The following is a 21,273-nucleotide window of genomic DNA, read 5'->3' on the forward strand; positions in this document are numbered from 1 at the left end:
CGATGGTTACGCGCGCAGGAGACCGGATTCGGCGTCGTACAGCAGGACTCGGCCGGGTTGTGGGACTACCCAGGCCTCGGCGCCCAAGGCGGGCTCGTCCGCCTCTGGCACGGTGACACCTACGCTGAATCCGTCTGCCGCCACGGTGACCAGCGAGGTGGCGCCGAGGTGTTCGACCGTGGATACGGTGCCGCGCAGGGCATCAGGCACGGAGGTGGCGGAGAAGGTCAGGTACTCCGGGCGGGCACCCCAGATGACGGAGGGGGCCTCGCCGACCAGTTCTCCTGGGATCAGGTTCATCGGTGTGGAGCCGATGAAGTTGGCCACGAAGGTATCGGCGGGGCGGCGGAATACCGCACGGGCGCTGCCGAGTTGGCGAATCCGGCCGTTCGACATCACCGCGATTCGATCGGCCAGGGCCAGCGCCTCGGCTTGGTCGTGGGTGACGAAAACGGTGGTGACACCGAGATCGTGTTGCAGCTTCTTCAAGAAGGTGCGGGCTTCGAGGCGCAGGCGTGCGTCGAGGTTGGACAGTGGTTCGTCGAACAGAAAAACCTTGGGGTGGCAGGCCATTGCGCGGGCCAGCGCCACTCGCTGTTGCTGGCCGCCGGAGAGTTCGGCGGGGCGGCGGCCCATTAATCCCTGTAGGGACAGCTGATCCCCGGTTTCGGTTGCCTTCGCCGCTCGGGTATGCCGGTCGGTGCCACGGACTTTGAGCGGATAGGCGATGTTGTCGAGCACCGTCATGTGCGGGAACAGCGCGTAATCCTGGAAGACCATCGCCACGTCGCGCCGTCCGGGCGACAACCGGGTGACGTCCTTGTCGCCGATCCGAATCTGCCCGCTGGTCGGGGTTTCCAGCCCGGCGATGGTGCGCAGCAGCGTGGTCTTGCCGCACCCGGACGGGCCGAGCAGTGCGAAGAACTCGCCGTCCTGAATCGTGAAGGACAGGGCGTCAAGGGCTTTCACGTCGCCGGGGAAGACCTTGGTCAGGTCGGTCAGATCGATCTGCGCCATCTAGGACTTGATCCCTCCGTGGAGCCGGAAGCCGTAGCGCCGGTTGACGAATAGATACATCAGCACCACCGGTATCGAGTACAGCAGCGAGAACGCCGAGATCGGACCGAGCTGTGCGCCGCCGCCCTCGTCGTAGAAGGTGCGCACCACCACGGCGGCCGGTTGCTTGTCCTGGTCGCGCAGCAGCAGGAACGGCACCAGGTAACTGCCCCACACGTTCACCACGGTCCACACCGCGATAGTGGCCAGCCCCGGCCGGGCCAGCGGCACCACGATGTCGCGCAGGATGCGCAACGGTCCGGCGCCGAACACCCGCGCCGACTCCTCATAGGACCGGGGGACCGAGTCCATGAAGTCCTTCAGGATGAAGATCGCCGCGGGCAGCAGCCCACCGGACAGCACCAGCACCACGCCGAATTGCTTGTCCAGCAACCCGATCTTCCAGATCATCAGGAAAATCGGCACCATCGCCGCGGTGCCGGTGACCACGCTGGACAGCAGTAGCAGCAAGTACAGCAAGGCATCTCGGCCGGGGATCCGGACTCGGGACAGCGCGTAAGCCGCCAGCGCCGCACTGGAAACCACCAGCACCATGCAGAAGAAAGACAAGAGCACGGAGTTCCAGAGCGAGCCCATGGTGAGATCGTTCTCGAACAGTGCCGAAAAGTGTTTCAGGGTGGGCTTTTCCGGTATTCGCGGCGCATATCCGGGGTTGGCGTCGAACGGTGCCGAGGCGAGCCACAGCATCGGCAGCACGAAGAACCCGGTCACCACCGCGACGAAGGTGTAGAAGCCGATCCGCGCGACGATCTGTCGTGGATTCATCACGTCCTCCGCCGCAGTAACCGCAGGTAGAACAGCGCGAGCACCAGGTTGATCAGCAGCATCAGCACCGAGGCGGCCGCGCCGTAACCCAGTGCGCCGTCGTCGATTCCCTGCCGGTACAGGAAGATCGGCAGGGTTTCGCTGCGATGGTTCGGCTCACCCCGGGTCAGCAGGTACGGCGTGAAATCGTTGAACGTCCACAGGCTGATCAGCAACGTATTCGTCAGCGTGTGTCCGCGCACGTGCGGAAACACGACGTCCCGCAGCATTTGCGGCCCGGACGCCCCGGCCAGCCGCGCCGTCTCGAGTTGTGACGGCGGCACGGTGGACAGCGCCGCCGAATACAGCAGCATCGAAAACGCGGTGCCGCGCCAGATGTTGAACACGATGATGACGGCCAAGGGCTGCTGGATCATCCAGGCATAGCCGGGGTGATCCAGCAGCCGGTTGACGGTGCCTTCGTCGCGGTCCAGCATCGTAATCCACAGCACCGCAACAACACTGGCGGGCAGTATCCAGGCGAGCAGTACCAGGCTCTCCACCATGCCGCGCACCCAGCGGGCTGCGGTGCGCATCGACCAGGCCAGGCTGAAACCGAGGACGTTCTGGCCGATGATGGCCGAGCCGAACACGAACAGCAGCGTGATCCAGACGCTGTTCCCGAACAGCGGGTCCGTCAGAGCCTTCGCGTAATTGCCCAGTCCCACAAAGGAAACGTCCACCGAGGTGCGCCCGGAGACGGTGAGATCGGTCAGTCCGATCCACAGCAGCCACAGCGCCGGAAACACCAGGAACGCCGCGATCAGCAGCAGTGCCGGTGCGACGAACGCGCTCGCCTTCCAGCGCCCCAATCCGGCTACGTCGGCACTCTCGGGGATTGGGCCCGGGACGGATGTCGCGGGGTCAGTCACCGGCGACCTTGTCCTTGCCGACCGCCTCCGTCACGGCTTTGCCATATGCCGCAGCGGCATCCGCTGTGCTCTTGCCGGTGACCACGTCCAGCGTCGCCTGCTGCAGCGCCTTGGAAACCTTGGTGTATTCGGGCAGCGCGGGGCGCAACGACGTGATCGGCAGGATCTGCTGGGAAATGAAGGTCAGCAACGGATCCTTGCCCAGCGCATCGGCATTCACATCCTGCCGGGCGGTGATCCGCGGCCCGCCGCCGGCGATCAACGCTGTGAGCGCCTCCGGTGAATTCATGAATTGCAGCAATTCCCACGCCAATTCGACGTGCTTGCTCTTCGGGCTGATCACCCGTCCGCCGCCACCGGACATGCTCACGAAGTCTTGATGATTCACCCCGGTCCCGGGTGTGGCGGCGGGAATCTTCGCCCAACCCACCTGGGTGTCTCGTTCGGCCATCGGGAAGCTGCCTGCGGCGGGATCGAGCACGCCCCGCCAGAAGTAGTCGCTCTCCAACAGGATCCCGACCTGGCCCTTGGCGAACTTTTCGAAGCTCTTTTCGCGGCCTTTGCTGTCCTGCTGCAACTCCGCATCGCCCAGCTTCTCGCTGTACAACGTGTGGTAGAAGTCCAGCACCGCACGGAATTTGGCGGTGTTGCCGACCCATTTGCCGTTCTCGAACAAGGTGCTGCCGGTGCCCGCCAGCAGCGGCAGGATGCCCTGCGTGGTCGTGGCCTCGCCGAAGCTGGTGCCCGCGTTGAGCTGCACCGGCGTCACGCTGGGCACCGCCTTCAGCTTCCGTCCAGCTTCCAGGACCTGGTCCCAACTGGTCGGCTGCCAGTCCGCGGGCAGGCCCGCCTGCGCGAACAGCTTGCGGTTGAAGAACAGCACCCGCCCGTCGGTCTCCTGCGGTATGCCGTACTGGGCACCGTTGTAAGACGTCAACTGCTGCACGGTGTCCGGTATGTGCTGCCAGCCGTCCCACGCCTTGACCTTGTCCGCTCCGACCAGGTCGTTCAGCGGTTTGATCTGCTCGCCCTCGGCGAATTCGCCGACCCAGATCCCGTCCAGCGACACCACGTCGGCGCCGGTGCCGGTCTTCAGGTCCTTGGCGATCCGGCTCTTGTAATCCTCGTCCGCAACTCCGGTCGCCTGGAACTTCACCTTCACGGTGACTCCCTTGGCCTGCTGGTCCGCCACGAATTTCGGGATCACCCAGTCTTCGATCCACTTCGCCTCGGCCGCGTTCTTCCCGCCGGCCGAGTTGATCGCGTTCGCGGTGATCGTCAGCGAATCCCCGTCGCCACCCGACCCGCACGCCGCCACCCCGACCAAGAGCGAGCTGACGCTCACCACCGCCGCGAGCATCCGCCAGTTCGATGCCATGGGTCCTCCTGAAAGGCCGATCCATACTCACCCTGACGTTGTCACAAGACGATGCCCGCCGAAGCCCATTCCCCGGAATACGGCCGAAGACGCCGCGCCGGGCCCAAATCGTCCGGTCCGCCGGAGAATTCACCCGGCTGTCGCAGAATGGGTGCAGTTCGTTGATCATGTCCTCGATGCGGATCGGAGCCACCGCCATGCATGATGATCGTCGGTTGATCGAGGACCGCCTCGGGCGCGTTCTCAACGAGCGGATCGCGCCGGCGATCTACCCGGAATCGGTGCCGATGACGGCGTCCATCTGGGTTGCGCCCGATGAGCCGGTGCCGGTTGCCGAGGGTTTGGCCGCGCCACGCACGCCGATCTCATCCGGGGCCCAGTGGGGTGCGCCGTGGGGGACCAGCTGGCTCACGGTCGAGGGGACTGTGCCCGCCGAGTGGGCGGGCAAGACCGTCGAGGCGATCATCGATATCGGTTTCGATCCGAACATGACCGGTTTCCAGTGCGAGGGGCTGGTTTATCGGCCGGACGGATCGCCGGTCAAGGGTCTGCATCCGCGCAGCCAGTGGGTGCGGGTGGCGGCTCCGGCGGTCGGTGGCGAGCAGGTGCTGTTGCACGTGGAGGCGGCGTCGAATCCGGTCATTCCGTTCTTCGGGCCGACCGCGCTCGGCGACAAGCTCACCGCCGGTACCGAGCCGCAATATCGGCTCGGCCGAATGGATCTCGTGGTTTTCGACGAGGAGGTCTGGCAGCTGGTGCTGGATCTGGAGGTGCTCGGCGAGCTGATGCACGAGATGCCGGAGGATCCGGCCCGGCGCTACGACATCGTCCGCGCGATCGAGCGGGCGCTCGACGCCGTCGATCTGCAGAACGTCAACGCGACCGCGGCGGCGGCACGTGCCTGTCTGGTCGATGTGCTGGCGAAACCGGCGATACCGTCCGCGCATACGGTCTTCGCGGTCGGGCACGCGCACATCGACTCGGCGTGGCTGTGGCCGTTGCGCGAGACGGTGCGCAAGGTCGCGCGCACCACCGCGAACATGACCGCGTTGCTGGCCGAGGAACCCGAGTTCGTCTTCACGATGTCCCAAGCGGCGCAATACGACTTCATCAAGCAGCATCGGCCCGAGGTCTACGAAAAAGTCAAGAAAGCGGTATCGGAGGGACGGTTCGTCCCGGCCGGTGGCATGTGGGTCGAGGCCGACACGAATATGCCGGGCTCCGAGGCGATGGCTCGGCAATTCGTGCACGGTAAGCGGTTCTTCCTCGACGAGTTCGGTGTCGACAACGAAGAGGCCTGGCTGCCGGACACATTCGGCTTCGCCGCCGGGCTGCCGCAGATCATCAAGGCCGCCGGAGCCAAATGGCTGTTGACACAAAAGATCTCCTGGAGTCAGATCAATCAGTTTCCGCACCACACCTTTCTGTGGGAGGGCATCGACGGAACTCGGATCTTCACCCATTTCCCGCCGGTCGACACCTACAACTGCTCGATGCATGGGCGCGAGATCGCGCACGCGGCACGGAATTTCAAGGAGAAGGGGCGCGCGTCGATGTCGCTGGCGCCGACCGGTTACGGCGACGGCGGTGGTGGCACGACGCGGGAGATGGTCGCGAAGGCCGCCAGGATGAAGAACCTAGAGGGTTCGCCGAAGGTGGTGTGGGACAAGCCTGCCGAGTTCTTTGCCAAGGCCGAGGCGGAGTACGAGAATCCGGCGGTGTGGGTGGGGGAGCTGTATCTGGAGTTGCATCGCGGCACGTTGACCAGTCAGGCGAAGACGAAGCAAGGTAATCGGCGCAGTGAGCATCTGCTGCGGGAAGCTGAGCTGTGGGCCGCGACGGCGGCGGTGCGGAAGGGCGTTTCCTATCCGTACGCGGCACTGGATCGGCTCTGGAAGACTGTGCTGCTGAACCAGTTCCACGACATTCTGCCGGGGTCGTCGATCGCGTGGGTTTATCGCGAGGCGGAGCAGACGTACGCGGCGGTGGCCGAGGAGCTCACGACGATCATCGAGCAGTCGCAGTGGGCGCTCGGCGGTGCGCAGGCCGGACCGAACGTCTTCAATCCGACACCGCACACGTGGCGGTCGGTTCCGGCCGGTGCCGCGGGTCCCGAGCAGTCGGATCACCCGAGCTCGGTGACCGAGCGCACAGGCGGCGGGTTCGTGCTCGACAACGGCCTTTTGCGGGTCGAAGTGGATGCGCGCGGCCTGATCGTGTCGGTGTTCGACCTCGAGCGGCAACGCGAGACCCTGCCGCCGGATTCGGTCGCGAACCTGCTCCAGTTGCACCCGGATCTGCCGAACTCCTGGGATGCCTGGGATGTCGATCTCTTCTACCGAAACCGGGTCACCGATCTCACCGAAGTGGATGCCATTGCGGCGGAACCAGATTCGGGCAGCATTCGAATCAGCCGCTCGTTCGGCTCCTCCAAAGTCGAGCAGACCCTGACCCTGCGCTCGGCCGCCCTGGACATCGACACCAGCGTCGACTGGCACGAAACCGAGAAATTCCTCAAACTCGCCTTCCCCCTGGACATCCACGCCGACCGCTACGCCTCCGAAACCCAATTCGGCCACCTGTACCGCCCCACCCACACCAACACCAGCTGGGAATACGCGAAGTTCGAAGCCTGCAACCACCGCTTCATCCACTTCGCCGAACCCGGCTGGGGCGTCGCCCTCGTCAACGACGCCACCTACGGCCACGACGTCACCCGCACGGTCCGCGCCGACGGCGGCACAACGACCACCGTCCGGGCTTCGCTGTTGCGGGCCCCGCGCTTCCCCGACCCGCAGACCGACCACGGCCCACACCGCTTCCGGCACTCCCTGATTCCAGGTGGATCGATCGGCGACGCGGTGCGTGCGGGCTACCGCATCAACCTCACGCCGGAGCGGTCAGGCGTAGCCGAGGCCGTCGATCCGCTGTTCACCATCGACAACGACGCCGTGGTGACCAGCGCGGTCAAACTCGCGGACGACGGCAGTGGTGACGTCGTGCTGAGAGTCTATGAGGCACATGGTGGTAGGGCCTCGGCGCTGGTGACCGTCGGCTTCGATTTCACCGGTTTCGAGACCTGCGACCTGCTGGAACGTCCACTGCAGGAGGACACCCCCGCAACCTCAGAGGACACCGGGGTTCGCTTGCACCTGCGCCCCTTCCAACTCGTCACCCTCCGATTCGCGCGTTCCTCTGCACCCGTCGCCTAGTGAGTCAGCCCAGGGTGCAGCCTATCTGCGGGCCAAAAGCCGTTGTTTCCCAAGGAGTTTTGCCTGTTCCCCCTTCAACCGCGCGAATCGGCTACCGGTGTACTCGCGTAACTCTGGCCCTGGAAAACGGATGATCGAGAGGTGTTCGTCGTAGTTGCCTGCGGTCCAACGTGCGGCGGTTATTTCGTAGCCGGATACGTGCGCGCACAACCGAAGTAGGACAGGGGGCATTTCCGGCTCGATCAGGAGATCGGACTTGGTGACGATCACGTCGCGCATCGCCTGGATGTTGGGGATGAACACGGTCGTTGCCCAGATCCGCCACTCCGCGAGCTCGTGCTCGTTCGGTGGTGTATCGGCGGAGAAGGGATCCGTACCGTCGGCCCGTTCGAACTTCTCCAAGAATGCGTCGTAGGTCCGGCTGTTCGTCTCCATCAGCGCGAACAGTGGCCCGTAGAACTCACTCAGCTGCAGGTTGATTCGCGCGATTCGAGCCTGCCGCTGGGCGAGGCGTAACCCGTTGATATACGTCGCCAGGTAGCCGACGAAAGCCAGCCCGACGGTCAAACCCACAGTCACCACAGACCTGATCGTAGGGCGTTCGCGAATAGACGGATGCCGCTGCGTTCTGGGTCAGTTCTCCCGCATCCCAGCCACAGCGTGCTGAGCGCTGGCCCGCATCTACCGACGGCTACTGTCGGCAGGTGTCCCGGAATGCCCCGCGCACCACCGCGGCGTCCGACGCATCACGATCCTCGATGCCAGACACCACCTCGGACACACGCCAGTAGTGCGACGGCACCAGGTTGCCCGACGTCACCACGGTGAGCGCGACGTCCGCAGCCTCATCGGGCTTGTCGGCAGCGACCAGCGCCAGGCCCAGATCCAGACTCGCCATCGCGATCCGGCGCGGGCGGGTAGCGGCCGCGCCGGACAGATCCGCGAGGACGTGCCGGGCGTAGGACTCTGCCGCCGGATCACCGAGCCAAGCCAGCGTCGTCGTCACGTAGGCATCGGACTTTGCCGGGTCGTACCGGAAATGGTGTTCTGGCCGGTCGGGAACGCTGAGTCCGGACACAAGCCGGGCGACTCGGCGCAGCGCTGCATATGTACCTGTGGTGTCTCCCAGCCGTGCCAACGCGCGGCCCTCCTGAGCCGTCGCCTGGATATGGACCGAACTGCGTTCTGGGGCAAGGGATTGCGCGGCGCGCGACAGCTCCGCCGCTTCGATGAACGCACCGTCTGTCAACTGTTGCCACGCTCGTGTTTCCATGCACCATGCCGCGATCTCGGGGTGCTGCGTTTCGTTGGCCAGCTTCCACGCCAGGTGTCCTCGGCCCGCTGCGGCGGGGATGTCACCCAGGTCGATATGGCAGGTACTGCCCAGCAGCGACAACCAGCCGACCGCGACAAGTAAGCGGCGGTGCTGGGTCAGGGTCTTGCGGGAGTCCATGAGTCGTCCGGCATAGCCAAGGTGCTGGCGGATGAGCACGAGCAATTCACCGGGCGCAGTCGTCGGATAAGCCGAGGCCAGGTCGTCAACGGCGAGTTCCAGCCGTTCAAGGGTGTCGCCTCCGATATCCGAAGCTGCCGCGCGCTGCATCCATTCCGCCGCCGCCCGTTCACCATCGGCTGGTTCGACGAACAAGGCCGAGCCGACTCCCAGCACATCGGTGTACGCGCGCACATGCTCGGCTCTGACAGTGCGCTGTCCCGTCTCCAGCAGCCCCAGCAACGCCTTGCTGTAGTACGTGCGCGCGGCCATGGCGGACAAGCTGAGTCCGGCCGCCTCACGCGCAGCACGCAGCCGTTCACCGGTGACGTTCTCCCCGCCGGGGTCCATGCGTCTCACGGTAGCCGTGCGTCACCTTCGCTGTAGACGGTTGTGGACGCCAAGAGGACCACAGGTCTAAAAGCGCACGCCTAGCGTCTTTTTCATGGCCTCGCCGCCGGATATCGAACCGCCCAGCACCGGCTCTCCGGCGGCGGGTGCCCATTCAACCCTGACGGCGGAAGGGGCGGGCTGTGAAACTTCCCGCGCGACGCGATGACGACGAGAACGCCCGGAAGCTGGCGCTGGCCCCGGACGACGGTCCGCGGTATCTCCAGCACAGCGACGGGTCTTGGTCGCAGGTCGGCCCGGACGGCTGGCCGGTCGATTTGGACGACCATGTAGAACCGGGCGCCGAAGTGATCAGTGTCCTGGCGACCTTGGCCACGATGCTGATCGACGTGGACCCGATCGACGTGCGCGACACCGAGATCCGATGAGCGGCGGATGGGTGACGCTGGGATGGGTCATCGTGTTCGCGCTGCCGTTGGCGGTCGGCCTACTGGCAATCCTGTGGCCGGAGCGGATCCCGAAGGATCGGACTGTCGACGGCATCCGGCAACGCATCCAGGATGAATGCATCGAGGGGCACGAGACTTGTCGCCCTGCGATTCCCCATTTCCCCGAACCGGCGGACGGGTGACCTGTCGAAAGTGTTACGACCAAGGCTGTTTCGCGCGGTACTGAACACGGGGCTCATTGCCAGCGCCGGTCGCTGCGTGGTCGTAGAGCCAATCTATGTAGATGCGATCTACGTAGATTGGATCTACATAACTCCGCACCGCTTTGGCGCGGTGCCGTTCAGCTGAGCATCACTCGGTCAGTGCGGTGGTGCGGCAGAAGACTCGCGTGAGTGCGCTACGGGGCAGGTCGGTGCTGGTTCGGGGTCTTGGGTGGCGAAGTAGGTTGCGCAGAGGCGTAGGCGGCGGGCGTCGAGGACCATCCAGGTGCCGAGGACGAGTTGGGTGAGGGCGCGCCAGACGTCTTCGAATCGGTCTCGTGCGCGTAGGGCGGTCAGGCTGGCGCGCAACAGGATTGGTGATGGTGGGTGATCGGTGGACAGGAGTAGGCAGGGGGCGCGGTGGGGGATGGAGCGGGTGTGGGAGACGGAGGAGTGTAGGCGGTATTGGTCGAGGACTGTGCGGGCGACTGTTCGCATGGCGATCGGGGAGAGGCGCCAGGCGGGGCAGGGGCGGTTGGCGGCTACGCCGAAGGGGATGTGGTGGGTGTTTTTGGGGCGGTGGGTGGACCAGCGGTCGGGGTCGAAGTGGTCTGGGTTTTCGTGGCCGGTGCGTTCGAAGTCTGGGTAGTTGAAGCACAGGACTGTTCCGGTGGGGATGGTGTTGCCGTCGTCGAGGTCGATGTTGTCGGTGGTGATTCGGTGGGCGATGCCGAAAAGTGGGAACTGGCGGAGGGTTTCGTCCAGCACGTGATCTAGGTATTGGGTGTTCGGTTCGGCGGCGAGGCGGTCCTGCACGTCTTGGTGTTGTGCGATGGCGAGCAGGAGGTGGGCCATGCCCTCGGACATCTGGACGACAGCGGTGTTGAAGAACGCGCCCTGTAGGTAGTAGGCGCGTTCGCGGCGGCTGAGCAAGGTGGGTAGGGGGTGGGGGACCTCGTCGGCGTCGATTCTGGTGAGTAGGTATTGGGTGAGGCGGTGGCGGCGGCGCATGTGGCGTAGGCCGGTGCATTTCAGCGAGGTCACTACGTCGTCGGCGTTGCCTACGATGAGATCTCGGGCGGCTTGTGGGCAGGGTTCGTGGAAGACCAACTCGTAGAAGAACTCTGCCCAGATGGGCATCATGAGATCGCGTAGTCGCACCAGAGTCAGTGGGCGGGTGGGCAATTCGTCGAGTATCCGGCGGGCGCAGCGGTCGGCGAGTTGTTCGATCTCGGTGGTGGGTATGGACAATACGGCGCGGGTGGTGCGTGCCGCCTCGTCGTAGCGTGGGCCGTCTTCTAGGTGCTCCTGGTGTACTTCGGGTCCTGGTGCGAGCCAGTACCAGAACAGGTCCGACAGGGCCGCTCCTCGGCTGCGGCCGTTGGCCGCCGGGTCGGTGTACAGGCGCCAGAACAGTTCTGGGCCGCCGCGTTCGCCGGGCAGCGTGATCTCGTTGCTGCCGTTGACTTTCGCGAAGATCCAGACCCGCAGTGCGACCACCGCCTGTGGCAGCCAGCGGGATACCGCCCATAGTGCGCCTGCGGTTGCCAGTACCGGCATCGGTTTGGTCATCGCTCCGCCCCTCGCGCGATGACCAGGCTTCGGTTCAGTTCGGCCAGTTCAGCTATCCCACAGAGGGTCAGCGTGTGTTCGAACTCCGAGCGCAGGGTGTTCAGCACGCCGGTGACCCCTTTGTCGCCGCCGACGGCCAAGCCCCACAACACCGGTCGCCCCACGCCGACCGCCGTGGCGCCGAGGGCCAACGCCAGCACCACATCCGAGCCGCGCCGGACGCCGCCGTCGAGAAAAATGGGGATCCGCCCGGCCACTGCGGCGGTGATCGCGGGCAACGCGTCCAAGGCGGCGGCCGCGCGATCCAGCTGGCGCCCACCGTGATTGGACACCACGATCGCGTCGGCCTCGTGCTGCACCGCCAGCCGCGCGTCGTCGGGGTGCAGGATCCCTTTGAGCACAACGGGAAGCTGTGTCAGCTCGCGCAGCCGGTGCAGGTGGTCCCAGGTGAAGTCTGGTGTCATCGCGATCGGCCGGGCGCCACTTCCGTTCGCCCCCGGCAGATTTCGCATGTTCTCCGCGCACATATTCGGCGGCAGGTCATGGAAGCCGTGGCGGTCTTCCCTGGCTCGGCGGCCGTGCACCGGGGAATCGACGGTCACCACCAGCGCCGTGCAGCCCGCTCGCTCGGCCCGCCGGACCAGCTCTTCGGTCACCTCCGGCTCGGGCTGCAGATACAGCTGGAACCACACGCGCGCCTCGCGGTCGATCTCCCGCGCGGCGGTGGTGACCTCGCCGATGGCGACCGTCCCGGCCATGCTGGCGATCATGATGAGCCCGGCCGCGGCCACGCCCCTGGCAGTGGCCCGCTCACCATCCGGGTGGGCCAGCCGGTGAAATGCGGTGGGGGACACGAATACCGGCATGCTGCTCGGATCGCCGAGCAAGCTCGTCGCGATGGATCGGCCGCTGGTGTCGCGCAGCACCCGGGGCAGCAGTGCGAGCCGCCGGAAGGCCTGCTCGTTGTCGGCCACGGTGATCTCGTCGCCCGCCCCGCCCGCGAAGTAGTCGTAGTGCGCCGGATCGAGCAGTTCCCGGGCTCGCTGCTCGAGGACGGCCGGCGAGGTGTCGTCTCGCGCCTCCGCGGCTCGCGAGTGCTCTGTGGTCACGGTGTCAGCTCCGGCGCGCGCAGTGCCGAGTCGAGGAAGTCGAGCAGTGGCTTGCGGTGTGTCGCTTCGTCGGTCCACTCGTTCTCGAGGTTCTCCGTGATGTGGTGTTCGGCGATTTGCCGGTCGCCGCGGTACTGCCGCAGCACGGGGTGCAGGTAGCGGCCGTCCAGGGCATGCTCGGCATCGGACTGCGCGATGCGCCTGCCGTTGATATCGAACGGGTCCAGTCGGTCGTGGTCCTTGCCGTACTCCAGGGTGACCACCAGGTAGGTGTCCACCTCGCCGAAGAAATCCGCGGCGACGGCGTCCGCCACGAAATCGACGGGTAGCTCCTCCCAATACCGTGCCGACCCGGCCGCGGTCAGCGTGACGACATCGCCGAGAACGCCGAACATCTGCCACAACGCGGAGGTCCGGTTCACTCGCGCCAGGATCGCCTCACCTATCTCGCCCGCGGTCCCCGCGGGCGCGCGGTGCGGCCATATCTGCCCATGGTGACGTTGCTCCAGGATTCGGTGCAATGCCCTTGTGCCATAACGGAACCCGTGGATGAAGCCGCTGGTGGACTTCTTGAAATCGCGTTCCTGGGTGATCGTGCCCGCGAAGTACAGGCCGGGCACATCGGTCGACTCCCAGGCCGGGGTCTGCGCCGGGAATCGGTCGTTGATCGCCAAGGCGGGCCGGCATTCCGGCGCGAAGATCGAGGCGTCGAACCGAAACCCGGTCGCCACGATCACCCGGTCGTAGCGGATGTCCTTGGTGACTTCGTCGGCCCGGGAGAAGCTCACCGTCACCAGATACGACGAGTCCGACTGCCTGGCGATGTCGACGACGTTGCCGTCCAGGAGCGCGTTCTGCGATTTGAGCTGGTAAGTGTCCAGGAAGTTGTTGTTGACCGCGCGCAGATGCCCCACGAAGTGCGACTGCCAGGCCAACCGGATGGAATGCGGCCCGGCGACGTGGATGACGGCGGCGTTCTCGATCAGGTTGTCGGCGGTCTCGAAGGCGGAGTTGCCTTTTCCGATGATCAGCACCCGCTGGTTGGTGAATTCCGTTGGGTCCACCGACATTTCGTTGTACAGCTCCGCCGTCTCGATGCCGGGGATCGCGGGGACATAGGGTTTCGAGACACCGGTCGCCACGATCAATCGTCGCGCACGCAGCACGTCGCCGTGCTGATCGACCGCCTCGAACACGTCCGGCCTGCTGATCCGTTCGATGCGCGTGTTGTACCGGACCGACAACCCTTGTGCCGCAGCGAAATCGCCGAGGTAGCGGACCATATCATCGGCGGCGGGGAAGAACCGCTGCGTGTATTCCTTGAACGGCCGCCCGCCCAGCAGCGAGTTCCAGTCCATCCGCAGGTTCAGCTCGGGATCGTCCCAGCCGGTGTAGACCTTGTTGATCGAGATCAGCTTGCGGTGCCGGGGGAATCTGCTGAAGAACGTGCCTGCGGCCTCGCCCGCTTCCACGATCAGATAGTCGCGGCCCGCCTGCTGTAGGTGGTGGCCCAGCTGGAGACCGGCCGGCCCAGCGCCGATCACCAGGTAGTCGAGTTCGGACAAGGTTCCTCCCAAGATCGTGTTCTACCGTCGATACAGCTCCATCAAGGCTTTCTTGTCCGGCTTGCCGCTCGCCGCGATCGGCGCGTCCGGCACCACCGTGTAGGTCTGGGGCACGCTCGACTCGCCGAGTTCGGTGCGCACCAAGGCGGACAAAACGGTCGAGTCCGGCGCGTGGTCGGCGCGGGGCACGATGAAGGCGTGCACGGCCTCGCCGCGGCGGTCATCGGGTGCGCCGACGACGTATGCCTGGTCGACGTCCGGATGCTCGCACAGCACTCGCTCGATGGGACCGGCGTACACCGGCAGCGCGTCCACGATGATGACGTCGCGTGCCCGGCCGGTCAGGTAGAGGTATCCGTCGTCGTCGAGGTAGCCCAGGTCACGGGTGCGCATCCAGCCGTCGACGAGCACATCGGCGGTTTCCGCCGGGTCGCCGAGGTACTCCGACATCATGTAGTCGTTGCGCACGTAGATCTCGTTGTCCCGGATGTCGACCCGCACTCCGGGCAGCGGACGGCCGACCGAGGTGAGCACGCCCGCGCCGATCTCGTGCGGTGTCAGCGCGGTGAGACCACCGGTTTCGGTCTGCCCGTAGGCCTGATGCACCACCGGGCCCAGCACCTGCACGGCTTCGGTCAACCGGTGTGCGGTCAGTGGCGACCCGGCGACCACCATCGCGCGCAGGCTGCTGGTGTCCATCGGCGAGGCGCGCAGATCGCCCAGCATTTGGTAGAGCCGGGGGACGTTCATGATCGTGGCGGTGATCCGCAGCCGCTCGATGACGCCGGGGAACAGCGGCGTGCCGTCGGGTTCCGGGATCACCGCGGTGCCGCCGCCTAGCAGGCACAGCGCGAGGTAGTCCTGCACTACCGCGCTGGCCAGCGTGCCGAACAGCAGGTAGCGCTCGGCACAGGCCGCCAATTCCGCGGTGTGCTGACTCCAGGTTTCATGGCCCCAGGACCAATGCGCGGACATCGCCCGATATGTCTGCGCGCAGCCCTTGGGCAGGCCGGTGGTGCCACTGGTGTAGGCCACCCGGGCGATGTCACTCGGTCGCGCTTCGATTGTCAACGAGTTCGCTGGGCCGCGCAGCAGGGCCGCCACCTGCTGGTCGTCCAGCACGGCGTCCACACCGTTGCGCAAAACATGGGCTTGCTGTCGCTCGCTGAGGCCGGGCCGCACGCCGATGACACGGCAGCCGAGGGTGTACGCCGCAAGGTATGCGGCCAGCGATTCGGCGCTGACGTCCACGACCATCGCAACGCCACGTCCCGGCCCGAGCCCGGACCTGCGCAGCCCCCCGGCGATCCGGCCCATCATGGTGACCAACTCGGCCCGGGTGACCGTGCGCGCACCGTGCTCGACCACCACTTTTTCCGGAGCGGCATGCAGTGCCTGCACGATCGACTCAGGAAAGCTCACCGAACAGATGATAGTGAGTCCGGCCTCGAGATACTTTGAGATTCAACAAGTTTGGCCGCTCCGCCAAAGCCGGTACGAGCTCCCGCACCGGCCGCTCGCCGACGGTGGCACGTGGCGATGCGTCCAGATCGATTCCCCGCCGAACGTTACCCGCACCACGTTGCCCCGAAAGTCCTCGTCTACCCGGTGATTACGTCGCGCTTATGCGCTGGCTTATGCGCGAATTACCCGGGCCGTGTTGAATGCCACTGGGTGACAACTGGGCTCAGCGCGGCGCTGCGATACGAGCTCGACCTACGATGCGGAGGCTTCTGGTGGCGAACGAACGGCTGCAAGCCGATGCCGCGATGATGATGGAAGCGCTGCAGGAGCAAATGCTGGGCCTCGCGAAGATTCACCGGGACCGGTTCAGCCTCACCGCTACCGCCACCGCGTGTGACGAGCGAATCAGCGTGACCGTCAACGCCAACGGCGTTCTCATCGACACCGAGTTCGCCGACGACATCGACGACCTGACGTACGCCGAGATCGCCACGGGGATGACCGAGGCCGTGCAAGCCGCCGCCCAAGAGGTGAACGAGCAGGCCCGGCAGCTGCTGGCGCCGCTGCGCGAGCACAAATCGCAGTTGCCGCGGCTGTCCGATCTCATCGAGGGCGCCCCGGACCTCGGGTCCGTGCTGCCGGTGGTGCCGCCCGCGTCGGTCGCGCCGCCCAATTCGCCGGAACGGCGCGATGAGGACGCGGGCTCCGGTTTCGGTGCTGAGCGCGGCTTCGAGAGCCGTCGGTCGATGATCAGCGATCACGACGCCTGAGGCTGCGGCGGAATGGGACTGGATCTTCCGCTCGCGCTCCGCGGACCGGGGTTCGCGGGTGGTGCGTGGTTCGACGGTGTCGTGACCGAGGTCTGGGATATCAAGTCGCGATCTACGTCGGAGACCACGAGGAGCAATTCAGATGGGTGATGGAACGGTTCGCGACGACTGGAAAGGTCTGCGCGCCAAAGCGGATAACCACTCGCTGAATTTCAAGGGGGTGAAGCTCGATCCGAAGGTTTTCGCCGACTGTGCACAAGCGTGTCACGACCTGATCGGACGATTGGTGTGGTATCAGAACTTCATCAATGACTCCAAAATGAACAGCATGACGAACTGGTCGCTCGAGTCGGGCGGAATAGGCCTGACGGAACTTTTCAATAAAAAGGGTGTCCTCGTCTATGATGCGTTGGAAACGTTGAAGTGGACCCTGGAGGATATGGGGGACACGTTCCTCAGTGCCGGAGGGAATTATCTGCGGGCCGAAGGCGAGTCGACAGCGGTACTCGAGAAGGTCGGCGACCTGCAGAAGATGGATTCTATGCCGCCGAGAGGCGATCTGCTGAAGGATATCGAGCTCAAGGCGAACAGCAGCCTTCCGGATCCTCCGAAACCAACTGTCGCCGATACCCCGACGACCATCTCGATAACATCTTACGATGGCAGGTCTGAAGATGATTTCATTGCATTGCATAATTCTCTGACCGATCATGACAAACGAGCGTATGAGACGGGCGCCCGATATGGTTGGATGGCCGGAAAGCTCACCGAGGATTTCTCGGACTTGAACGCAGCCTTGAAAAGGGTCAAGGCTGAAATGTGGGACAGTAACGGTGCGGATCAGGCAATGAAAGCGATTCAGCGCTTCACTGACAACACGCAGCCGTTCACCAACAGTCTGGTCGATCTCGGTAATAATCTCACGTATTGCGCGCAGTGGCTGAATCTCACGTATAGCAACTTGCCAAGCGAGCGCGCGGACACCGGGGGAACGTGTAGTGACGTTCTCAGTGCATATCGCGAAACCTACAACAAATACTATGTTGTCGGAATCAAAGCTTCCGTAGGCGCGATGCCCGTAATAACCGTCGTCGGCGGCACTGCGGCTCCGCCGCCGCCACCCCCGCCTCCGCCTCCGCCGCCGCCGGATAAAGACAAAGATAAAGACAAAGATAAAGATAAAAACAACAATAACAATAACAACGGGAATGGTGACGGAAACAAAAACAACATCGATAAGAACAGTCCTGAATACAAGGCCGGCTACGAAGACGGTTACAAGCAGGGTCTGCAAGACGCCGGCGGTAAGGGCACAGGTGGCCCCGGGAACAGCGGCAGTGGTGGCCCCGGGAACAGCGGTAGCGGTGGCCCCGGAAACAGCGGCAGTGGCGGCCCCGGCAATATCGACAAGAACAGCCCCAACTACAAGGGTGGCTTCCAAGACGGCAACAAGCAGGGCCTGACCGACGGTAAGTCCGGGAACAGCGGCGGCGCGAACGGTGGCAGTGATTCGACCGGCAGCGGCGGCCCGGGTAATGGTTCGACCGGCAGCGGCGGTCCGGGCAGCGGTTCGGGTTCCGGCGGTCCTGGCGGCCAAATGCCTGATCTGGCCAGCTACAACCCGGGCGGCAGCAAGGGTGGCCCCGGCAGCGGTTCGGGTTCCAGTGGTCCGGGCCCCCAGATGCCTGATTTGGCCAGCTTCATGCCCAAGGGCGGTCCGGGCGGTGGTGAGGGTTCCAGTGGCGGCCCGGGCAATTCGCCCTACGGTGGACCCGGCGCCCCCAACCAGAACCCACCGAAGGTTCCGGAGAAGGTCCAAACGAATCCGCAGCAGTCGAACGATCCCAAGCAGCCCAATGGTGGTCAGCCGCCTAAGGGTTCACCTCAGGACGTGCTCAATAAGCTGCTCAATGGCGAGAATCCGCTGAAGGATCTGAGCCCGGAGGCGCTGCAGAAGATCGGCGCGGATCTACTCGGTGGCCTGAGTCCGGATTTGCTGAAGCAGATGACGCCGGAGGGATTGCAGAAGCTCGGTGCCGATCTGCTGTCGAAGTTGAGTCCGGAGCAGCTGAAGAAGTTCGGGTCGGACATTCTGAGCGGTCTCACCCCCGATGGGTTGAAGAACCTGAACCCGGAAACGCTGAAGAACCTGGACCCGGAAACGCTGCGGAATCTGAGTCCGGAAACGCTGAAGAACCTCGGCCAGACCTTGTCGCAGACGCCGGGCGGCGCGGATCTGCTGAAGACGTTGGCCGACGGACTGAACGGGGTCGTCAAGACTATTGGCGATGTCGTCAAGTCCGGCACCGACATTCTCGCGAATCTGGCGTCCAACGGCATGCTCGGTATCCCGGGTCTCGGCGAACTGCAACCCATGAACATCGACAATGCGCTGCCGGGCGATTTGGCGTCGGCTCTCAAGAGTGGTGCCGGACTCCCCGGCGGTCCTGGTCCCGGCCACGGTCCTGGTCCGGGCACGGAGCTGAATCCGCCGGTCAATGCGCACTCGAATCCGTCGGAGTCGTCGAAGTTGTTCCCGCGAGCGGCAATTCAGTCACAGACGGATGGACGCCTGACCTCGGGGCCCGGGGCGAGCTCGCCGGGTATGCCGATGGGGCCCGGTCCCGGCCCCGGCGCGCAGCAGGCAGGCGGAGAGTACAAGCGGGGCAAATTCCTGGACTCGGTAACCAACCTGGATGAGGCCCTCGGTCCGGACATCGCGCGGTCGCGGCCGGTGATCGAGCCGTGACCCGGCAATGGAAGTTCACCGCGCTCGAATTCATCGTCCTGTGCGATCACTATCGCGGCGGTTCGCTGCCGCGGCCGTTCCAGTTCGTGTCCGACGAGGAGATCACGGTCGACGAACTGGAACGTCGCAAACGCGTGGCATGGGAAGAGCTGCGGCCCCGGCTGGACGGCTCGTTCGACAGTGTCCTGGAGGTGCTACGCGCGCCCGAACTGTTTGTGCGAGTCAGTAGTTGGGACGAGCTGGACATGTACAACATGGCCAAGGAGCAGCGCCTGCACGCCGCGCGGGCCGGCGCGCTCGCGTACCTCTTCGAGCAGGCACCCACCTTGCTCACCTACGACACTTCGGCGTTCACGATCACCGAATGCGACCCGCGGCGGCTGGCCACCGCCGTCATCGACGCGCTCCCGCCGATGCAGGCGGGCCGGCTGCCGGACATTCCGATCGTGACCGACTCGGCCGAACACGTCACGCCGGCAACAGGCCGCAGCTACGTCGAAGACGACCGCGAGGACGCGCCGGTCTACCGGACGCAGCACTTCTTTCAGCAGCGTGCCGTGCGGACGGGCGCGATCACCGTGGTGCAGGGCCGGTCGAAGTTCGGGCCACGGGGGATTCACGAGACGGCGATGATGTGGCGGGACGTGGCGGGCGACGGACGCTACGTGATGGCGCTGGACGCGGCACCGGTCGCCGTCGCCGCCAGCCGGGAGATGCTGATCGAGCGGATCCGAGCCGATATCGACAACCTGATGCGACGCCTCGAAACACACTGGGAGTCAGGGCGTCCCGACGACCGGTACTAGCCGTTGGTTCGTAACCCGTTGCGTTGGAAGGGCTGTCGCGGCAGCGATGAGGAGGATCCGACTAGATGACCGATCCACAACAGCACGCGGCGGCGTCGACCGGTGCTGCGCCGGACGTGGCCTTCCGGATAGATGGCAACGAGCCGTCGCCTTCGGTATCCCTGGAGACATCGGAGTCGCCTGTCCCGGAGCCGGATTCGGCGGCGATCGAGCCGTCGGTCGAAGATCAGGCCGTCGTGCTGGCCCACCGGGTCGCTCAGGAGTTGGCGGTCGTCGGCCCAGCGGGCTGGCAGCGGATGACGGCTGTTTTCGCGCTGACCGTCGCGGGGGGCGCGCGCACCGTCCTCTACTACGACGACGCCGGTCGGGTGGCGAGCATCGAGCCGTCGGACGAGATCATGGAACTGGTTCGATGGCAGCGCGAGGTTTCGGCGCCGCTCGGCGACGGGCCCTGGTGGCGGATGGCGATCCAGTTCGATGTCAGCGGTCAGGTGGAGCTCGACTACGACTACGGCGACGAGCCGTTCCCCGACGAGCATCTGCTGGCGCCCGAGGCGTACCTGGCCGATCTCGAAACGTTTCCGCGCCAACGATTACCGGTGTGGTTGGCCGCCTATCTCGGTCACGACAATCGGCAGTGGCGGGCGCCGCAGCAGGCCGCGGCGCAGGCCAGGGCCGACCTGGCGGCGGGCGTTGCCGCGGTGCGGTCGGTGGACGACTTCCCGGCGCTGCCCGTGCTGTGGGCCCGCTGGGCGACGATCGCGGCGGCCTTCGTGGCCGTCGGCTCGGAGTGGGGTCCGCGAATCCAGCCCGCGCTCGGCGTTTTCGAGGGCGCGGCGCGCAGCGGTGCCACGTTGTATGTGCTGCCCGGTGGTCGGGCGGCACTTTCGGGAGGTGTGTGGAACGCCCCGGAATTAGCGGCGGCCTATCACGCGGGCAGCGGGCTCCCTGATCTGTACGCCGGAGCTCCGGACTGGGTGGCCAACCAGGTGCTGAATCCCCGTGCGGCGCGCGGGTTGATGTCGTTCTGCTATTGGTGGGAGGACGGCAGCTGGTATCGCGGTGATTCACCGTCCGCGGATCAGCTCAGTGCGGCGGTGCCGGGTATCTGGACCGACGAGACCGTGATCGACGTGGTGTGCGGCGTGCTCGGCGATGATCCTGGTCACGAGGTGCGCACCGCCGCAGCGACTCTGGTGGCCGCCGCAGCGGCGGGTGTGGTCACCCGCGATACCTTGACCGCCCTGTTCGACGACCCGGACGACGATATCGACGGCGCGCTGTACCAGCTGTCGCTGGCGGGCTTGGTGACCAAGGTGCCCGAGGCGCAGCAGGCTTCGCGGTTTGAGCGATCGGACAAAATTCTCGATCGGAAGTAAACTGCGGTCGGATTGGCCAGGTCG

The 21,273-nt window shown here is 65.2% G+C and carries 17 protein-coding genes; 7 read left to right on the forward strand and 10 right to left on the reverse strand.

Features of this window, described 5'->3' with window-relative positions:
* Positions 1-6 precede the first annotated feature (6 nt).
* From ACFWF1_RS16100 to ACFWF1_RS16115, 4 genes are read right to left on the reverse strand one after another with little or no spacing between them, the layout of a single operon-like run.
* Positions 7-1,017 (reverse strand): ABC transporter ATP-binding protein, encoded by a 1,011-nt coding sequence (locus tag ACFWF1_RS16100; RefSeq protein ID WP_379282742.1) that lies wholly within the window; start codon positions 1,015-1,017, stop codon positions 7-9.
* Entirely contained in the window at positions 1,018-1,842 is an 825-nt protein-coding gene (locus ACFWF1_RS16105; protein ID WP_379282743.1) for a carbohydrate ABC transporter permease, read from the reverse strand.
* Positions 1,842-2,753, reverse strand: coding sequence for a carbohydrate ABC transporter permease (locus tag ACFWF1_RS16110; protein ID WP_379282744.1), 912 nt, complete (start codon positions 2,751-2,753; stop codon positions 1,842-1,844). Before ACFWF1_RS16110 ends, ACFWF1_RS16105 begins: the two co-directional genes overlap by 1 nt.
* Entirely contained in the window at positions 2,746-4,131 is a 1,386-nt protein-coding gene (locus ACFWF1_RS16115; protein WP_379282745.1) for an extracellular solute-binding protein, read from the reverse strand. Before ACFWF1_RS16115 ends, ACFWF1_RS16110 begins: the two co-directional genes overlap by 8 nt.
* 197 nt (positions 4,132-4,328) lie before the next feature.
* Here ACFWF1_RS16115 and ACFWF1_RS16120 point away from each other — a divergent pair, with 197 nt between their 5' ends.
* On the forward strand, positions 4,329-7,343 hold the full coding sequence (locus ACFWF1_RS16120; protein WP_379282746.1) for an alpha-mannosidase: 3,015 nt from the start codon (positions 4,329-4,331) through the stop codon (positions 7,341-7,343).
* 21 nt (positions 7,344-7,364) lie between these two features.
* On the opposite strand, the gene ACFWF1_RS16125 is transcribed toward ACFWF1_RS16120, so the two are convergent.
* Both ACFWF1_RS16125 and ACFWF1_RS16130 read right to left on the reverse strand, forming a co-directional pair.
* The gene (locus tag ACFWF1_RS16125; RefSeq protein WP_379282747.1) at positions 7,365-7,925 is read right to left on the reverse strand and encodes a hypothetical protein; all 561 of its coding nucleotides are present in this window, start codon (positions 7,923-7,925) and stop codon (positions 7,365-7,367) included.
* A 109-nt stretch (positions 7,926-8,034) separates the two neighbouring features.
* On the reverse strand, positions 8,035-9,186 hold the full coding sequence (locus ACFWF1_RS16130) for a helix-turn-helix domain-containing protein (RefSeq protein ID WP_379282748.1): 1,152 nt from the start codon (positions 9,184-9,186) through the stop codon (positions 8,035-8,037).
* Positions 9,187-9,368: 182 nt separating this feature from the next.
* Between ACFWF1_RS16130 and ACFWF1_RS16135 the strand changes: the two genes are divergently transcribed.
* Together ACFWF1_RS16135 and ACFWF1_RS16140 are read left to right on the forward strand one after the other, a co-directional pair.
* A complete protein-coding gene (locus ACFWF1_RS16135) occupies positions 9,369-9,614 on the forward strand; it encodes a hypothetical protein (RefSeq protein ID WP_379282749.1) in 246 nt (81 codons plus the stop codon).
* Complete coding sequence (locus ACFWF1_RS16140) at positions 9,611-9,817, forward strand: hypothetical protein (RefSeq protein ID WP_379282750.1); 207 nt, start codon at positions 9,611-9,613, stop codon at positions 9,815-9,817. Before ACFWF1_RS16135 ends, ACFWF1_RS16140 begins: the two co-directional genes overlap by 4 nt.
* Positions 9,818-9,994: 177 nt before the next feature.
* Here ACFWF1_RS16140 and ACFWF1_RS16145 read toward each other — a convergent pair whose 3' ends face one another.
* Genes ACFWF1_RS16145 through ACFWF1_RS16160 form a run of 4 tightly spaced genes read right to left on the reverse strand, consistent with a single transcriptional unit; the run spans position 9,995 to position 15,503 of the window.
* Complete coding sequence (locus ACFWF1_RS16145; protein WP_379282751.1) at positions 9,995-11,407, reverse strand: cytochrome P450; 1,413 nt, start codon at positions 11,405-11,407, stop codon at positions 9,995-9,997.
* Positions 11,404-12,516, reverse strand: coding sequence for an alpha-hydroxy acid oxidase (locus ACFWF1_RS16150; protein ID WP_379282753.1), 1,113 nt, complete (start codon positions 12,514-12,516; stop codon positions 11,404-11,406). The genes ACFWF1_RS16145 and ACFWF1_RS16150 overlap by 4 nt, the downstream gene beginning before the upstream one ends.
* Positions 12,513-14,093 (reverse strand): NAD(P)-binding domain-containing protein, encoded by a 1,581-nt coding sequence (locus tag ACFWF1_RS16155; protein ID WP_379282754.1) that lies wholly within the window; start codon positions 14,091-14,093, stop codon positions 12,513-12,515. The genes ACFWF1_RS16150 and ACFWF1_RS16155 overlap by 4 nt, the downstream gene beginning before the upstream one ends.
* A gap of 9 nt (positions 14,094-14,102) precedes the next feature.
* Entirely contained in the window at positions 14,103-15,503 is a 1,401-nt protein-coding gene (locus ACFWF1_RS16160; protein ID WP_379282756.1) for a class I adenylate-forming enzyme family protein, read from the reverse strand.
* Between the two features lie 314 nt (positions 15,504-15,817).
* On the opposite strand from ACFWF1_RS16160, the gene ACFWF1_RS16165 reads away from it, so the two are divergent.
* The 4 genes from ACFWF1_RS16165 to ACFWF1_RS16180 all read left to right on the forward strand — a co-directional run bounded on the left by ACFWF1_RS16165 (position 15,818) and on the right by ACFWF1_RS16180 (position 21,249).
* Complete coding sequence (locus ACFWF1_RS16165; RefSeq protein ID WP_379282757.1) at positions 15,818-16,315, forward strand: YbaB/EbfC family nucleoid-associated protein; 498 nt, start codon at positions 15,818-15,820, stop codon at positions 16,313-16,315.
* Positions 16,316-16,457: 142 nt separating this feature from the next.
* Complete coding sequence (locus tag ACFWF1_RS16170) at positions 16,458-19,064, forward strand: hypothetical protein (protein WP_379282759.1); 2,607 nt, start codon at positions 16,458-16,460, stop codon at positions 19,062-19,064.
* Positions 19,061-19,870 carry an ESX secretion-associated protein EspG gene (locus ACFWF1_RS16175; RefSeq protein ID WP_379282760.1) on the forward strand — a complete coding sequence of 270 codons (810 nt, stop codon included), beginning with the start codon at positions 19,061-19,063 and terminating at the stop codon, positions 19,868-19,870. Before ACFWF1_RS16170 ends, ACFWF1_RS16175 begins: the two co-directional genes overlap by 4 nt.
* A gap of 65 nt (positions 19,871-19,935) precedes the next feature.
* On the forward strand, positions 19,936-21,249 hold the full coding sequence (locus ACFWF1_RS16180; protein WP_379282762.1) for a hypothetical protein: 1,314 nt from the start codon (positions 19,936-19,938) through the stop codon (positions 21,247-21,249).
* Positions 21,250-21,273: the final 24 nt, after the last annotated feature.

Source organism: Nocardia sp. NPDC060255, assembly GCF_042727395.1.
Lineage (GTDB): Bacteria > Actinomycetota > Actinomycetes > Mycobacteriales > Mycobacteriaceae > Nocardia.

Excerpts from the sequence above, each read along its gene's own strand:
- ACFWF1_RS16115 (WP_379282745.1), bottom strand. The coding sequence starts at position 4,131 with ATGGCATCGAACTGGCGGATGCTCGCGGCGGTGGTGAGCGTCAGCTCG.
- ACFWF1_RS16105 (WP_379282743.1), bottom strand. The coding sequence starts at position 1,842 with ATGAATCCACGACAGATCGTCGCGCGGATCGGCTTCTACACCTTCGTC.
- ACFWF1_RS16100 (WP_379282742.1), bottom strand. The coding sequence starts at position 1,017 with ATGGCGCAGATCGATCTGACCGACCTGACCAAGGTCTTCCCCGGCGAC.
- ACFWF1_RS16130 (WP_379282748.1), bottom strand. The coding sequence starts at position 9,186 with ATGGACCCCGGCGGGGAGAACGTCACCGGTGAACGGCTGCGTGCTGCG.
- ACFWF1_RS16145 (WP_379282751.1), bottom strand. The coding sequence starts at position 11,407 with ATGACCAAACCGATGCCGGTACTGGCAACCGCAGGCGCACTATGGGCG.
- ACFWF1_RS16170 (WP_379282759.1), top strand. The coding sequence starts at position 16,458 with ATGGGTGATGGAACGGTTCGCGACGACTGGAAAGGTCTGCGCGCCAAA.
- ACFWF1_RS16140 (WP_379282750.1), top strand. The coding sequence starts at position 9,611 with ATGAGCGGCGGATGGGTGACGCTGGGATGGGTCATCGTGTTCGCGCTG.
- ACFWF1_RS16120 (WP_379282746.1), top strand. The coding sequence starts at position 4,329 with ATGCATGATGATCGTCGGTTGATCGAGGACCGCCTCGGGCGCGTTCTC.
- ACFWF1_RS16180 (WP_379282762.1), top strand. The coding sequence starts at position 19,936 with ATGACCGATCCACAACAGCACGCGGCGGCGTCGACCGGTGCTGCGCCG.